The sequence below is a fragment of the Mogibacterium timidum ATCC 33093 genome (genome assembly GCF_000525775.1).
Classification (GTDB): domain Bacteria; phylum Bacillota; class Clostridia; order Peptostreptococcales; family Anaerovoracaceae; genus Mogibacterium; species Mogibacterium timidum.
The window spans coordinates 53,841-68,602 of record NZ_JALU01000029.1 but is presented as its reverse complement, the minus strand read 5'-3'; the positions used below and the strand labels follow the sequence as shown (position 1 = coordinate 68,602).

General features: G+C 41.1%; 13 protein-coding genes. All 13 read right to left on the bottom strand.

Annotated features, from left to right (window positions below):
• Window positions 1–222 precede the first annotated feature (222 nt).
• Window positions 223–3,327, bottom strand: a complete 3,105-nt coding sequence (locus HMPREF0581_RS07950) for a Cna B-type domain-containing protein (RefSeq protein WP_169731154.1) — start codon at window positions 3,325–3,327, stop codon at window positions 223–225.
• Between the two features lie 443 nt (window positions 3,328–3,770).
• A complete protein-coding gene (locus tag HMPREF0581_RS07945) occupies window positions 3,771–5,045 on the bottom strand; it encodes a hypothetical protein (RefSeq protein ID WP_036382107.1) in 1,275 nt (424 codons plus the stop codon).
• Between the two features lie 55 nt (window positions 5,046–5,100).
• Window positions 5,101–5,997, bottom strand: a complete 897-nt coding sequence (locus HMPREF0581_RS07940; RefSeq protein ID WP_036382104.1) for a hypothetical protein — start codon at window positions 5,995–5,997, stop codon at window positions 5,101–5,103.
• A gap of 69 nt (window positions 5,998–6,066) precedes the next feature.
• Entirely contained in the window at window positions 6,067–6,297 is a 231-nt protein-coding gene (locus HMPREF0581_RS07935; RefSeq protein ID WP_036382101.1) for a hypothetical protein, read from the bottom strand.
• A gap of 124 nt (window positions 6,298–6,421) precedes the next feature.
• A complete protein-coding gene (locus HMPREF0581_RS07930) occupies window positions 6,422–7,588 on the bottom strand; it encodes a DUF6138 family protein (protein WP_036382098.1) in 1,167 nt (388 codons plus the stop codon).
• A gap of 69 nt (window positions 7,589–7,657) precedes the next feature.
• Window positions 7,658–8,470, bottom strand: coding sequence for a hypothetical protein (locus HMPREF0581_RS07925; RefSeq protein WP_036382095.1), 813 nt, complete (start codon window positions 8,468–8,470; stop codon window positions 7,658–7,660).
• Window positions 8,471–8,592: 122 nt separating this feature from the next.
• Complete coding sequence (locus HMPREF0581_RS07920) at window positions 8,593–8,934, bottom strand: hypothetical protein (RefSeq protein WP_330371678.1); 342 nt, start codon at window positions 8,932–8,934, stop codon at window positions 8,593–8,595.
• A gap of 132 nt (window positions 8,935–9,066) precedes the next feature.
• Complete coding sequence (locus HMPREF0581_RS07915) at window positions 9,067–9,297, bottom strand: DUF3784 domain-containing protein (protein ID WP_036382092.1); 231 nt, start codon at window positions 9,295–9,297, stop codon at window positions 9,067–9,069.
• 122 nt (window positions 9,298–9,419) lie between these two features.
• Window positions 9,420–9,875, bottom strand: coding sequence for an SMI1/KNR4 family protein (locus HMPREF0581_RS07910; protein ID WP_036382089.1), 456 nt, complete (start codon window positions 9,873–9,875; stop codon window positions 9,420–9,422).
• Window positions 9,876–10,199: 324 nt separating this feature from the next.
• Window positions 10,200–11,369 carry a 23S rRNA (uracil(1939)-C(5))-methyltransferase RlmD gene (gene rlmD / locus HMPREF0581_RS07905; protein ID WP_051426980.1) on the bottom strand — a complete coding sequence of 390 codons (1,170 nt, stop codon included), beginning with the start codon at window positions 11,367–11,369 and terminating at the stop codon, window positions 10,200–10,202.
• On the bottom strand, window positions 11,356–12,513 hold the full coding sequence (gene tgt, locus HMPREF0581_RS07900) for a tRNA guanosine(34) transglycosylase Tgt (RefSeq protein ID WP_036382086.1): 1,158 nt from the start codon (window positions 12,511–12,513) through the stop codon (window positions 11,356–11,358). The genes rlmD and tgt overlap by 14 nt, the downstream gene beginning before the upstream one ends.
• 9 nt (window positions 12,514–12,522) lie before the next feature.
• On the bottom strand, window positions 12,523–13,572 hold the full coding sequence (gene queA, locus HMPREF0581_RS07895; protein WP_036382083.1) for a tRNA preQ1(34) S-adenosylmethionine ribosyltransferase-isomerase QueA: 1,050 nt from the start codon (window positions 13,570–13,572) through the stop codon (window positions 12,523–12,525).
• An 83-nt stretch (window positions 13,573–13,655) separates the two neighbouring features.
• Window positions 13,656–14,663 (bottom strand): Holliday junction branch migration DNA helicase RuvB, encoded by a 1,008-nt coding sequence (ruvB, locus tag HMPREF0581_RS07890; protein WP_009644179.1) that lies wholly within the window; start codon window positions 14,661–14,663, stop codon window positions 13,656–13,658.
• Window positions 14,664–14,762: the final 99 nt, after the last annotated feature.

Genomic DNA, 14,762 nt, shown 5'->3' with positions numbered 1-14,762 from the left:
TCACACCGGCATAGCCGGTGGTTTATTGATTCACCTCGCTATCGCTCGGCGAATCCTCAGCTAAAGCAGAACCAAGTAAAACCTCCAGACCACTTTTGATCTGGAGGAAAAATATTTTTACTTTCCAAACTGTTCGCTAAACAGGATACAGTTCATTAATGAAGCTTTTCTCTTTACTCTTTCAGTATCTCTGAATTCTTATTTCAGACTATATTGCAGCTATTAGTTTGCTACTCGTCTTCTTGAAACAATCATTCCCATCAATCCTATTAATGAGGCGAATAGCATCATCGCATATGGGATTAGCTTATTAATGTCTCCGGTCTTAGGGTGTGTAATCTCCTTAGGTGTGTGCGTATTGGTAATGATTATGTTTCCATGATCCTTATCATCTACGCTTACTGTATAACCTTTCAGCTTATCTACTTCCTTAACCGTATACTTTATATCCTTTCCCTTTGCCTTCTCAGGTAGGTTGTTCCACGTATAGCTCCAGTTACTGTCTGCTTTCAGTTCAACAGCTTCTCCCTTTTTCTCTCCGTTTGCATAAAGCTGTACTTTGATACTTTCAGGTCTTAGTTTATCCTTATCGTTGCTGTCGTTCCATCTCTTTGTTACTGTTACAGAAGTTTCCTTTGGAGTATAGCTATTCTTGATGTTGTAGCCCTCACTGCTGAAGTTGTAATCCTTTACGGTATCCTCTGTTACGGTATACTTTATCTCCTTACCGTTCTCATACTTATCCAGATTAGTGAACTCGTACTTCCAGTTTCCGTCTGCATCAGGTTTTACTGTAACTGACTTGAACTTAGCTCCGTTCTTAAGTAGGTTTATTGTAATTTCTTCAGGTCTCTTTCCATCCTGATCTTCTGCATCATCCCAGGTCTTCTTGCCTTCTACCTTTGTCTTTTCAGGCACATGTTTGTTGCAGATGATTATATTGCCATGATTATCATTATTGTATGATGTCTCATAGCCTTCTACTGTTCCTACCTCTTTTACGGTGTACTTGATGGTCTTTCCTGCCTTTTTCTCAGGAAGATCGTTCCATGTGTGAGTCCAGCCGGTAGTCTTCTTAAGCTCTACTTCGCCTTCCACCTTCTCATTGTCTCCATACAGCTGTACTTTAATTGTATCTGGACGCTTTCCATCCTGATTATTAGCATCATCCCATCTCTTGGTTACTGTTACAGATGTTTTCTTTGGAGTGTAGCTATTCTTGATGTTGTAGCCGGTAACTTCGTTGTTGTACTCAGGCACAGCATTTTCTGTTACGGTGTATTTTATCTCCTGTCCTCCCTCATACTTTGGAAGGTCGGTAAAGCTGTATTTCCAGTTATCGTCCTTGGTTACCGTTTTTTCCGCAACCTTTTTCCCGTTTGCAAGGAGGTTTACGGTGATGCTTGTAGGACGCTTTCCATCCTGATCATTTGCATCATTCCATGTCTTTTCACCTTCTACTTTAGTCTTCTCAGGCGTATGTTTATTACAGATGACTATATTGCAATGATTTTCATCACTATAAGATGTGGTGTAGCCGGCTACTGTTCCTACCTCTTTTACGGTGTATTTTATGGTTTTTCCTGCCTTTTTCTCAGGAAGGTCATTCCATGTATGAGTCCAGTTTCCGTCAGTGAGTTCTACTTCACCGCCTACCTTTTCATCATTTCCGTAAAGCTGTACCTTGATGCTGTTTGGACGCTTCCCGTCCTGATTATTTGCATCATCCCACCTCTTGGTTACTGTTACACTGGTTTCTTCAGGCTTGTAGCTATTTGTGATGTTGTAGCCTTCAACTTTAGATGTATAACCTTTCACAGGCTCTTCTTTTACTGTGTATGTAATTTCTTCACCTTTATTATCGTACTTAGGCAAATCCGTGAAGCTGTACTTCCACTTGCCGTTTTCATCAGGTCTCACGTCAGGATTCTGAATAGGTTTTCCATTAGCATGAAGAATTACTGTTATTTTATTCGGGCGTTTTTTATCCTGGTTATTTGCATCATCCCAGGTCTTTTCACCGCAGATGTTTATTTTAGGATTCTCTTTATTTTCAATTGTTCTCTCTGCTATTTTATTTGTGCCGAAATCAGCAGGTGTGATCGTGATAGGTTCTGTGAGCGGTATATATCCTTCCGGCGCTTTTGTTTCAACAAGCTTATATGTATCCCGAAGCAGCTTACCGATTTCACACTTACCATCCGAACCGCTTTTAATAGTTCCGACTTTTTGATTATTACGCACACGGATGACATCAAACTCTGCACCTGCCAGTGCTGCACCATCCTTGCCTGTTTTCTTCACTCGGATCTTGTATACATATCCTTCCCCAACACCGCCGGCTTCTCTAATTTTATAAAAAGAGGTTTCATGAAAATCACCTCCTCCGGTTGTAAGATCCACCTTGTTGTGAATTTCTTCACCCACTATCGGTTCATATTTTAGCTTCACTTCATATAAAATTTGGAAGCCTCTTGTTTCTACTTCCTCAGGCAGATTCCCAATATCAATAGTGAGCCGATTACCTTCAAATTTAATTCTGTTCTCACTCATAAATTTTGCCGTTACATCTTTTTCGGGTTGAAGCACCTCTGTAGATCCAAGATTTTTCCATTTCCCTTGAAGCACCTTAATACTATCCTCAACGTATTCTACGCCGGGAGATTCAAGAGTATCTACGAGCTTAGCATTAACAAGAATATCGTTTGATTCATTAACTCTTATGTCGTATTTCCCTCGGGTTTTATCATTGAGCATCCAACCGCCTTTTCTTAACATTTGGTTTTTCCAATGTGGTTTCTTAAAATTAACCTCTCCTGCAGGAATTACTTTTCCATTCACAGTTAGAGTTACCGGAATCTTACCTGATTCACTTTGCTCATCACCATTAACATTGATATTAAAATAAAATGAACCGTGAACACCGGAGTGTTCTTCTGCGTATTTTGTATAAGTCAGAACGATTTTCCCGGGTTTCTCATTATACAGGGTGCCTTTTGCAATGATATTATCTCCATCCTTTATCTCAAAGTTCTCAGGTGGTGAAGTTCTAAACCCTATTGGCAAGGTCATTGTTGTCGTGTCTCCTGCCTTTACCGTGTTGTCCGGCAATTTATACTCTGCATATACCCTAAACGGTTGCCATGGACCGATCATGGCTCCCTCTTTAAAAGCGTTTCCATCTGCATCAGTAACCCACGCCTTTGTTATTACATTGCCCGGCACTTCTGCTGCATGTACTGTATTACCAAACTGTAACACAATCGAACAAAGCATCACTATTATCAATGTAATGCTTAAACTTTTTCTCATTAACTTCGTTTCCAATGTTCCTTCCTTTCTCCTATCATTTCTAACGATTAATCTCTAATTCCCTTATTATAAATTTTATAAACGAAAATTTATAAGTCCCATAAATCAACTTAATATTGCTGTGCATAATGATGTGAACTTAATTATAAGTTTTCAAGGCTGTTTTTAAGTTTCAAATTATAAGTTTAAATTATATCTGCACATCTTATTTGGTTGTATATGATTGATTGTGTCATGTCAAATATTTGTCTTCTTACCCGTTTTTCAACGTCCAAATGAACTAACAATTGTACTTCGGGCAAAGAAACATACTACAATCTCAACATGCTGAGAGTTGTAGAAGATATGGATATTCGTCATCTGACTATTGGGGCAGAGCTGACGAAGTTAAATACAATGTGTACAATCTTCAGTTATTGCTTGCACATCAACTTTCTTTTCTTTTCATTTAGCAATAATTATTTCTTTTCAAATAATCGTTTTAATAACCCTTTTTTTCTAAAAGCTTCATCCGCTGAAACACGTTTGTAAATTTTCGGTTCTTGTTCGATCACCGGCTGCCAACCTGATTTTAATGTCGTCTCTCGAAAGCCGTTTGTATCTGCGTTCCCAGGAGCAAACAATGTTTCCCTTCCTTCCATCTGCCCTCGACCTAACGCACAAACGGCACCAGTCTGTCCATTAACCATAAAGTAAACTTTAATTCCGTCGTTCATCTTATCAAGAAAATAAATCGGTAGCATGACCGTTTTGACTGTTCTTATTTCTTCTCTTATCCAATTTATGCGATAACTTTTTGAAGGATACAATTTCTTGAATGCCGTGACAATTTCCGGTTTTAATGTATTCTCCCTGATAAATAAGGCCGGCGAGCTATCCGCCTTATAAGTTTCATCAAAGCCGATATCACCTTCCGCAAACTTTGCGGAGAATGGAGCAATTGCTGACAAGTCCCATGGACCGATATCATTCAACATGTGCTGATTGTGATCGTTAGTAATCGGAGTGACCAGGTTTATACAATCCTGCAGAAGCAAAGTGGTGCCTTTTTCGTTCTCAACTTCGACCAATAAACTTGAATCGCTAATTCTAAACGGCACATAAAATTGCCAAAGCTCATCGACTCTTTTTTCAAGATTCTGCTCCTTAAAAGCATTCGGTCTTAAGGCGGCAAACCGTAAAATAACACGCTTTGCTTCTTCTCTGGAAACTGAAAATGGGATAGCGAAATGCGGGAGTAACTTATCGCCATTATCAATTACTTCGTATGATTTGTAGTCTTTTGATTGCAGTACCTCGTCTTTAATAAACTTATTGCGACAGTAATCACAATGCCAAATATTTTGGGAAGCAAAAGCTTCGACCTGTGCACCACACATAGGACAACTATAAATCAGGAGTTCTCTTGTGCTATAGTTTTGCCTTTTTTGGTGATCGAGATACTTTTGTTTGATAATATATTGCCAGTTCCTATCTGCCTTCCACCCTTTTCCATAACTCATGTCACGACTATCACCAAGATGCTCAAGGCAATAGTGCTCATTTTCAACAGTAACTGGGATGTGATCGAGATGAAAGGACGTTTCCTCAACGCCATCATCGCCTTCATAAGGCATTAGCTTTCTGCAGTACAAACAAAAAAATCCATTTTTCGCAGTATCATAATAAACAGGTGCTGAACAAGTAGCGCATTTCATGGCTTTAAACTTCAAACGATTTTTCTCTTCCGGCATAGCTTTCTCCTTTCCGATAACTGCCCATTATTTCCACCCTTTTTTAGATGGAGAATTATCTCCTAGAATTTCTGAGTTCCAGATCTATTTCACCAACACTCATGCTTGTGCGAACATCCGGGTTTTCGTCAAACCTTTTGCTCAATTCCTTAGTGACACTCAATCTAAATTCGTCACTTGTCTTTTGTCTGTAAAAATCAAAAGCATCGTAGCAACCGCTACAGCAATAGCCCCAGTCAGCCAGATACCCAATAATATCAAAAACACTATCGTTATACTTTTCAAATCTCTTAGTAGCAAGATTCTTTAGATACCCTGAAATACAGTATGCAAAGGAATAGTAGTATGCTGGATCACGAAAAGAATTATATTCTGCACTATGAAAACTTGGATCGATAATCCTAGCTTTTTTCACATCTTTAATTGTCGGCTTAGATGATGTCCTGATATCAGTTTGTAGGTAATGATAGTAGGTTTCCTTGTCACAAAACCGTCCTTCTACCGCTATTAATGCGCCATATAAACCGTCTTCATACTGAAATATCATCACAGCACCATTCTTGTATTTACTCTCCACAGGAACAGGCGGAGCAACCCTCTTCTTCGGTTTCTCTTTTTTTACACTGATTTTCTCCAAGAATTTCTCTAAATACGCAGCTCGCTTCTTTAGAAAATTTTCATCAGCACCAAGTTCTTCAGCAATAGCCAAGTCCTCTTTAGATTCGATAGCTTTCTTTATATCAGACAAAAACCCATTGTCTAAATGTCCTACTTCCCACAGGCAGTGTGCCAGGGCAAACATCACGTTAAATCTATCATCGTCATCGATATCTAAAGATAACTCACTCTTGATATTATTTGGCTCTTCTCCGCGATTATATCTTTCATAAAACTCATCTTTGATATCAAGAGACGTATCGTTGCCAAATATTGTTGCGCTCCAGGTTCCCATATTCGTTTACCCCCTATCCATGCTTAAACATTATTTCGAGCCATTTTTTTGCATTTAAAGATTTGCTATCTATCGGCGTTGTATGATTGCTTGTAAAGCTTCCCACTGCCAATCCTCACCACCTACGCACCCGATCATAGTATATTCCTTTAGCTCTATTTCTCCCTTGTATCTTTGCTCTGTTAAGCGTTTTCCTCGCTTCTCTATTTCAAGATAAGAGATTATAGTAAAAAACGATTCGTCGGGATTTAGTTTTTTGAGCTTTGAATACTCAACCACGTCATACTGCAGATTGAACATTTTAATTTCAGGTGCAACTTTGATAAAGTACCTGTTTAATTCAGTTTTCCCAAAGCTGATCTGTATTCTGTATTTTGTGGATTTACCAAAAATTCCTTGATTACTTCATTACTTTTATTCATAATTACCTCGCGGATTTTTTATATAAGGAAACCAACTTCTTTGGTAGTTCCTGTATGTTTTCCTCACACAGCTTATATAATTCAAGACCTTTTTCTGTGAAGCCAAACTTTTCTATATAAGCAAGAACAAATTCGCCTTGAATGCTTTGATGTTCCCCGTCACAAAGGGCTAAATAATCGCATACAAGCTCGTGATATTTTTCATCGTATATTCCTAATGCAAATACAGCAAAGGATCCCGGCATTGCACAATATTCGCCATCCAGATTTAGATACCACTCAAACTCATTCATCGCTAATTTAGCATATCGCTCAATTTTATCATGGAGCTTAGGGTAAAGAATTGCGTTAGCAAAGAGCCGGTTTACACCTTTCTTTGGAAGCTTTTTGATTGGAAGATATACTTTGCTTTGCCCTTTGAACTCGATAGCATAGCTGTGAGAAAATCCGAACCCCAGCAAGTCGCACAAGTAATCCAAAATTTTGCTATAGCTTTCCTCAGACTCATTTTTTACCGATATTTTTATAGTGGCAAAGGCGTCATTTGCAATGCAGGAAAAATCTTCCGTCTTGCGTTCTGCGATTTCTTTTGGTATTGATTCGCTGCCGTTTTTCTTTATCTGCGCCGGAAGTTTACTTCCAAGTGCCGTGACTAAATCAAAGATTTCTTTAGTAAAACTCTTATCAAAGCTGTGTCCGTATTTGGTGAAACACACTGCAATAAAGCATGCAAACTTAAGATGCTCCTCAGATAGAGCATATCCCGGATTCTCCGGTTTTAACACCCACTTATGCTCATATTTACTGTCGCTTGCATCGTAGAAAAACGGATTTATTACGACCTTATCTATCCAGTTCTTTAGCACTCTGTCAACATCCCAGTGCCAGCCGCATAGAGTTCTCATCTTATCCGTAAATTCTTCCGCACTTTTGCTTATAAAGCCTGAACATTGTAGATCGTACAAGTAATATTCCAGAACTGCAGCTACTAAAATTTCTTTGCCTTCTACTCTAAAGCATGGCCATGAAGGATAGCCTGCTTTTGCTCTTGTGCGGGACAAGCGAACTTTTCCCTCATGTATTTCCTTGATGCATATATCAAGATATTTTCTTAAGCTTTTATCTCTGAGAACATCATCAAAGACAACGTATGTTGGTTTATCGCCCATTTATCTTGTTCCTTCCAAATGTTCTAAAATATAATAAAACTAGTTATTATCGTTGTTTCAAGTACTCAATTATATCTCATCAACCTCAAAACCCCTTATCAGTTCCCATGTATCTTTAAATTTAAGATTCGAAGTCTTTTTGTCTATGGAAATTTTACTATAAATGTCTTCCAATGTGGAAGCAGGCGAGAGAATTCCTAATACATAATCTTCCAATTCCACTCGACCAATCTTCTCAAATCTGTCTATAATCAATCCTAGCTCTTTATGATTGAACCAACAGTCTGTCTTCAGGCAGTATGATGTATTCTGTTTTCCACACGCAATTTCACTGTTTATAAAATCATCTATACTAGGTTTTTCTTTTTGCAGTAATCGTGTACATGCCAAGTGGTATTCTATTTTTCTTGGTCCTTCATCCACCGAGGACACAAAGCAAACACCATACTCATCATCAAATTTTATCGCAAGAACATCTCCTGTTTGAAAGTAGGGTTTTCTTGTAGTCTTTGACTTTGGTACTTTGATTGGCTTTGGATTTTCGTTTTCTAATTGTATTGCTAATTTATCCAGGTTCTTTTGCCTTTGCTTTAAGGCCTTGCCGTCTATTTCAAGCCAGAATTCATCCGCTCCTTTTTTGATGATTCCGATTGTTTTCTCTTTTACATCATCTGGCAGGTGTCCTATTTTCCATAGCGAATAAGCAAGCGCCGTCCAGTAAATTTCGGAATAAAAATCATCGATGCAAGAGTCTTTTTCTTCAGCTAGCATGGTTTCGACGATTTTATCTACACTCACCCCGTCCTTATAGCTCCCGATAACATAGTTATAGATATCATACCCTGTATCGCTATCTATAATTTTCACACCATCTATTGCCATAACGAATATTACCTCTTATTTATTTTTTAGCAGTTGTGAAGGATTTATTACTCAGTTCTATATACCATATCTCCGCTATTCCAAATATAGATAATTGCGGATACTGGGCTCTTTCCATCTTCCTAAAGCCAGCCTGTGTATGTAGTGGTGTTACCAAAATATCCTTCAGTGATTATTTCAAACTCTGAGTTTGTATAGTCATCCATAAATTGGTGTAATTCAATAGCCTTTCCGCTAAAACGACCTTCCCCTAAAGTTTTATTAAAGATTAGTACATTGCACAGATCTATATCGCAATTTTCAAAAAATACCTCACCCGAATACGATCTCTCCTCGCCCTCTGTATATTGAAAAATTTTATTGAGCTTTAATGTCAATCTTTTATTATGAAATTTAATCTCATTTACTTTACTGTCGTGAAGGCTGAAAATGATATTACTGTTTCTATCGTATATAAAATCCATCTTATTCCTCACAAAATCGAATTATAAATTGCAATGTAAATTTGAATACTGTGAATTTACTTCAGTAAGTCCTTACGATATTGCAACGGAATATGTTTCATCGTTCTTCAATAAAGAAGCAGACTAACAAATTCAAGTACCTCGCGTAGCAATAATCAAATAGAAGCCAACCAACAACATAGCTATTCCAAGCAGTAATTCAATCAAGCCAACTTTCCTGGCATAAGATTCTGTTTTCCTACCAGCTTTGTGGTTAGCTTCAAAGTCATTAATAAGATTGTACTTTTTCTTAAAGTAGATTAAGTAACCGAATATCGAAAAAGTTGCACCAAGTGCTATTAAAATGATTTTTAATAATGTCATAAATTTAAACCTGCAAATTTCCTTTCTAAAACTATATGGTGCCTAATTATCTCACCTCTATTTTAAATTTAAGGTATCTATCATTTTTGTCAAGAATGCATATTTTATACATACCCCTTTTATCATATATTATGTAAAGAAAAGCTTTCTACCTGTTCTACTAAATCTAAAATAAGCTCCGAAAAGCTTTCTGCAACTTCCTCAAGGTCAGCATAGTCATTGTTATATCCACGAACTTTACCACTTTCAAGGTCTATAAATACTATGCTTCCATCTCCTAAACCTCCAATAGGAAACGTTGGACCGTGTTTACATTCGCTCATATACTCCTCATATGCCTCTTCAAAGTATGTATAGTTTCCCTCTAGCTCCTTCAAGTCAAAAATCCATGGTTCTGCCAAATAACAACCTCCTAGGTTAAGTAGTAGCCATCGGTACTCTGATGGTATAGAGCCGTAATTTGCTTCAAACTTTTTTATCTCAGCCTCAGGCACTGGTCGTATACCTTCTGTGAAGGCACTTGTTTCATATGCTAGAGCAATTCTATCACGGTATTTTTCCAAATCAATATTACACATTTTGCTCTCCTGGCAACTTTTTAAAAAGGGATTCCAGCAAATTATCCACTTACTAGTAATCCCATGGTTTCAATCCTATATATAGTTTTAAACTTTTATTTCGACAGAAAGGCTGTGGCCTCCTCGGTTCGCTGTCTCCAATCGCCACGTCGCCTTGTTCCTAGCTCTTGGACAGCTGTCGCGTGGACAGTACCATCTTTTAGTTTGCGTTTCTGATACTAGTTTTTAGTATTATGCCTCCGCAGTAGCCCGCAACAAATCAAACTTCGCTTCACTCGTTTTCTTTGGCGTGCTTTGCGTGGGTGGTACATCAACTTTCACGAGCTACAGAGTAGTTCGTGAAAGTAGTGTTACCGACTCCACATGCTTCGTCTTCGCGAAATTATCATACGCCTTAATCACCCTCGGCTTATACCCCAGTTCTGCGAACTTCTCCAGGTTCATTGCCATTGTATTGGGATTGCAAGATATGTACAGAATTTGCTCTATGCCGTAGCTTGCCAACATCTCCACGACCTTGTCGTGCATTCCCATGCGAGGCGGATCTACAACTATCATGTCCGGCTTCTCTGTCACCTCATCCAGCTTGGCCTTTACATCACCGCAGATGAAATGACAATTATCGATTCCGTTCATTTTGGCGTTATCGATAGCTGCATCGATAGAATCCTGCACTATTTCAATTCCATACACCTTCTTGGCCTTGGATGCCATAAGCTGCGAGATTGTACCCGTTCCGCAGTACAGATCGTACACAATCTTGGCATCCGGATCAGGAATCAGCGCAAGTGCTTCGCTGTACAGCCTCTCTACTGCCTTGATATTAGTCTGGAAGAATGAGAACGCATTCACCTTGAACTTGAGTTCCAGGATCTCTTCGTTGTAATAATCACGACCGTATAGGATCTTAACTCCCTCGTTGATAACGGCATCTGCCAGACTGTCGTTAAATGTGCGCAGTACTCCGACTAGCTTGTTGTCGAGCTTGATTCCTTGCAGCATCGTTAGGTAGCCGGCCTCATCAAAGCCATCCTCGCTGCTTGTTACGATATTTACCAGCAGCTCGTGAGTCTTTACACCGTGACGCACCACGAGATTTCTAAGTAGACCCTGATGAGACTTCTTGTGATAGAACGAATATCCCTTATCAATGCAGAAATCCAGTGTTGCACGCAGCACCCTATTGAAATCCATCGGCACCAGCTGACATTCATCACATGTCACAATCGACATGAAATGCTTTTTCTTATGCATGCCAAGAGTGAGTTCTCCGCCGATTTCAAAATCGCCGAAGGTATACTCCATCTTATTCCTATATCTATATTCCGAGAGCGCCGGCACAAGCCCTCTGAATACAGAATCATCAACTTGGTGCCTAACTAGCTGCTCCCTGATAATATTCTCCTTCTCCGCGCGCTGCTGTTCGTATGGTACACCCTGATACAGGCATCCCCCGCAGAACTCGGAGATAGGACATTTCTTAAAATTCTCCATATTTGTTATAGAATTCCCGCTTATACTCGAGGAACCTGTCCTCTTCAATCGCCTTTCTGATATTTTTCATCATGTTTACCAAGAAATGAATATTGTGTTCCGATAGCAGCATTGAGCACAGTATCTCCTCATTCTTGAATAAATGCCTGAGGTATGCACGCGAGTAGTTACTACAGCAATAGCATTCACAATCATGATCCAACGTCCTGAAATCCCTTGCAAATGCAGCATTCTTGATATTTATATTGCCCCGACTCGTCATCGCTACACCGTGCCTTGCCAGTCTCGTAGGCAGAACACAATCGAACATATCTACACCGCGCTCCACACCTTCAAATAAGTAGTCCGGTGTACCGACACCCATCAGATATCTCGGCTTGTCCTCAGGCAGCAGATCAGTGCATTCATCAAGTACATCCAGCATTATATCCTTAGGCTCGCCTACTGAAAGACCGCCTATCGCATATCCCGGCAAATCAAACTCAGTGATCTGCTTGGCACTGGCCTCACGCAGCTCCTTGTACATTCCGCCCTGCATGATTCCGAACAGTGCCTGCTTCATAGTATCAGATCCGGACTCAGTAGCAGCCTTTGTCTCAAGTCTTCTGTGATGGTCGTCGCAGCGCTTCAGCCATCTGGTCGTGCGCGCCAAAGATCTCTCGACATATTTTCTCTCAGCCGGATAAGCGACACATTCGTCAAACGCCATAATGATATCCGAACCGAGTGCCCTCTGTACCTCAACCGAACTTTCAGGTGTCATCATGTGAGATGAACCGTCTATATACGATTTAAACTTTGCACCCTCCTCGGTTATCTTGCGAAACTTGCCGAGCGAAAACACCTGAAAACCGCCGCTGTCCGTCAGAATTGGCCTGTGCCAGTTCATGAATTTATGCAGACCGCCGGCCTCACGAATTATTTCCTCACCGGGTCTCAGATATAGGTGATATGTATTTCCTAGGATGATTTCTGCACCCGTCTTCTCGACATCTTCCGGCTTCATGGCCTTAACTGTGGCCTGAGTACCTACCGGCATGAATACAGGTGTTTCAATAGTGCCGTGCGGAGTAGTAATCCTGCCGCGCCTGGCACGCGTGCGATAATCTCTCTTAAGCAGCTCAAAGCTCAGTGACTCCTTCATCTGCACCTCCTATCTGATAAACATAGCGTCGCCGTAGCTAAAGAACTTGTAATTCTCGCCCACCGCCTCTTCATACGCCTTAAGTATGTGCTCTCTGTCGTATAATGCCGAAACGAGCATTATAAGTGTCGATTTGGGCAGGTGGAAATTTGTGATTAGACCATCCACCACCTTGTACTCATATCCCGGATAGATGAATATTCCTGTGCTCCTGTGTCCGCTCTCAATCTGCCACACTCCGTCGACCTGCTTGGCAGCGCTTTCGAGCGTCCTCGTCGAAGTCGTCCCGACCGAAATGATTCTTCTGCCATCGCGAATCGCACGATTAATGGTCTCAGCAGTCTCAGAATTAATCGTATATTCCTCAAAGTGCATTTTGTGGTCCTCGACGTTCTCGACCTTTACCGGTCTAAACGTACCGATACCGACGTGAAGCGTAACAGAAGCGACTTCAATACCCTTGACCTTGACCTTCTCCAGCAGCTCATCTGTAAAATGCAGACCTGCCGTCGGAGCGGCCACCGACCCGTCTATCTTGCTGTATACAGTCTGGTACCTCTCCTTGTCATCGTCCACGGCACGCCTCTCAATATATGGCGGAAGCGGCATACTGCCTATCTCCTCCAAGCGTTCCATGAATATACCTTCGTATTCGAACTCTATGATCCTGGTTCCATTACCCTCATCCTTGAATCCCAGTATGTGAGCCTTAAACAGCTTGTTATCATCTAGGATTACCGTGTCACCTTCCTTGAGGCGCTTGCCGGGCTTGACGAGGCTCTCCCACTTGTCACCCTCGAGTCGTTTGATCAACAAAAACTCTATATGAGCGCCGGTCTTCTCCTTGGTGCCGTACAGCCTGGCAGGGATAACTCGCGAATCGTTTACAACCAAGCAGTCGCCCTCATGCAGGTAGTCGAGTATATCGTAGAAATGCTTGTGTTCTATCGTATCTGCAGCCCTGTTGAGCACCATCAGACGACATTCATCCCGCTTGAGAGAGGGTGCCTGTGCGATTAGCTCCTTTGGTAGGTTATAATCAAAATCTTCAAGTTTCATATACCAATATTCTCCGGTCTTAATCAGTGAGACGCGATTACAGTTGGACTGCTAAGCAACCCAATTGCCGCGCCTCAACGTGTTTAATCTTCTTTGTAGCAGGACATCATTCCCATATGCTCGTATGCCAGCTTCGTGACCATGCGCCCCTTCTGCGTTCTGTACATCAGTTCCGATTGAATCAAGAACGGCTCGTTTACGTCCTCGAGTGTAACCCTCTCCTCACCGATTGCGCTTGCGATAGTCTCAATTCCAACCGGGCCTCCGCCAAAGCTCCTGATGATAGTCTCCAATATCTGTCTGTCCAGCTTGTCCAGACCGCGCGCATCCACACCGAGCGCATCAAGTGCCTTGCATGTAACCTTGATGTCAATCCTGCCATCGCTGATCACCTCGCTGAAATCTCTAACTCGCTTGAGCAACCTGTTGCCTATTCTAGGAGTTCCTCTCGATCTGCTCGCAAGCTCGTCAAGGGACTCGTCGTCTATCTCAATATCAAGCACCTTAGCCGAACGCAGCAGGATATTTCTTATCTCCTCATGTGTGTAGAATTCAAACTTCGTAATTATTCCAAACCTATCCCTTAATGGTGCAGACAGGCTTCCGGCTCTTGTCGTCGCTCCGACTAGCGTAAATTTAGCGATGTCGATACGCAGCGATCTTGCAGCAGGACCCTTACCTATGATTATATCAAGCGCAAAGTCCTCCATAGCCGAATACAGAACCTCCTCAACCGAACGGTTCAGCCTGTGAATCTCGTCTATAAACAACACATCATTTTCGTTGAGATTCGTAAGAATTGCAGCTAAGTCGCCGGCTCTGCTTATTGCCGGGCCGGACGTCACCTTAATGTCCACCCCCAGCTCATTTGCAATAATGTTGGCAAGTGTGGTCTTTCCAAGCCCCGGAGGTCCGTAAAAAAGCACGTGGTCAAGCGACTCGCCGCGCATCTTAGCAGCCTCGATGTAAATAGACAGGTTCTCCTTCGCCGCAGACTGCCCGCAGTACTCGCTGAGGTACTGCGGTCTGAGGGTATATTCTCCGTTTATTTCGTTAGGTATTACCTTTGTAGATGTAATATTGTCCAGCATTTCCCAATCCTTACTATTAGGTGAATTTCAGATTATCAGATTAAAGATAAGTAAAGCGCCGTTTTATTCCTCCGACTCGCAAAATTTAAAGCAATGCTC

Excerpts from the sequence above, each read along its gene's own strand:
- HMPREF0581_RS07925 (WP_036382095.1), bottom strand. The coding sequence starts at position 8,470 with ATGGCAATAGATGGTGTGAAAATTATAGATAGCGATACAGGGTATGAT.
- HMPREF0581_RS07945 (WP_036382107.1), bottom strand. The coding sequence starts at position 5,045 with ATGCCGGAAGAGAAAAATCGTTTGAAGTTTAAAGCCATGAAATGCGCT.
- queA (WP_036382083.1), bottom strand. The coding sequence starts at position 13,572 with ATGAAACTTGAAGATTTTGATTATAACCTACCAAAGGAGCTAATCGCA.
- HMPREF0581_RS07910 (WP_036382089.1), bottom strand. The coding sequence starts at position 9,875 with ATGTGTAATATTGATTTGGAAAAATACCGTGATAGAATTGCTCTAGCA.
- tgt (WP_036382086.1), bottom strand. The coding sequence starts at position 12,513 with ATGAAGGAGTCACTGAGCTTTGAGCTGCTTAAGAGAGATTATCGCACG.
- HMPREF0581_RS07935 (WP_036382101.1), bottom strand. The coding sequence starts at position 6,297 with ATGTTCAATCTGCAGTATGACGTGGTTGAGTATTCAAAGCTCAAAAAA.
- HMPREF0581_RS07930 (WP_036382098.1), bottom strand. The coding sequence starts at position 7,588 with ATGGGCGATAAACCAACATACGTTGTCTTTGATGATGTTCTCAGAGAT.
- HMPREF0581_RS07920 (WP_330371678.1), bottom strand. The coding sequence starts at position 8,934 with ATGGATTTTATATACGATAGAAACAGTAATATCATTTTCAGCCTTCAC.
- ruvB (WP_009644179.1), bottom strand. The coding sequence starts at position 14,663 with ATGCTGGACAATATTACATCTACAAAGGTAATACCTAACGAAATAAAC.
- rlmD (WP_051426980.1), bottom strand. The coding sequence starts at position 11,369 with ATGGAGAATTTTAAGAAATGTCCTATCTCCGAGTTCTGCGGGGGATGC.
- HMPREF0581_RS07915 (WP_036382092.1), bottom strand. The coding sequence starts at position 9,297 with ATGACATTATTAAAAATCATTTTAATAGCACTTGGTGCAACTTTTTCG.
- HMPREF0581_RS07940 (WP_036382104.1), bottom strand. The coding sequence starts at position 5,997 with ATGGGAACCTGGAGCGCAACAATATTTGGCAACGATACGTCTCTTGAT.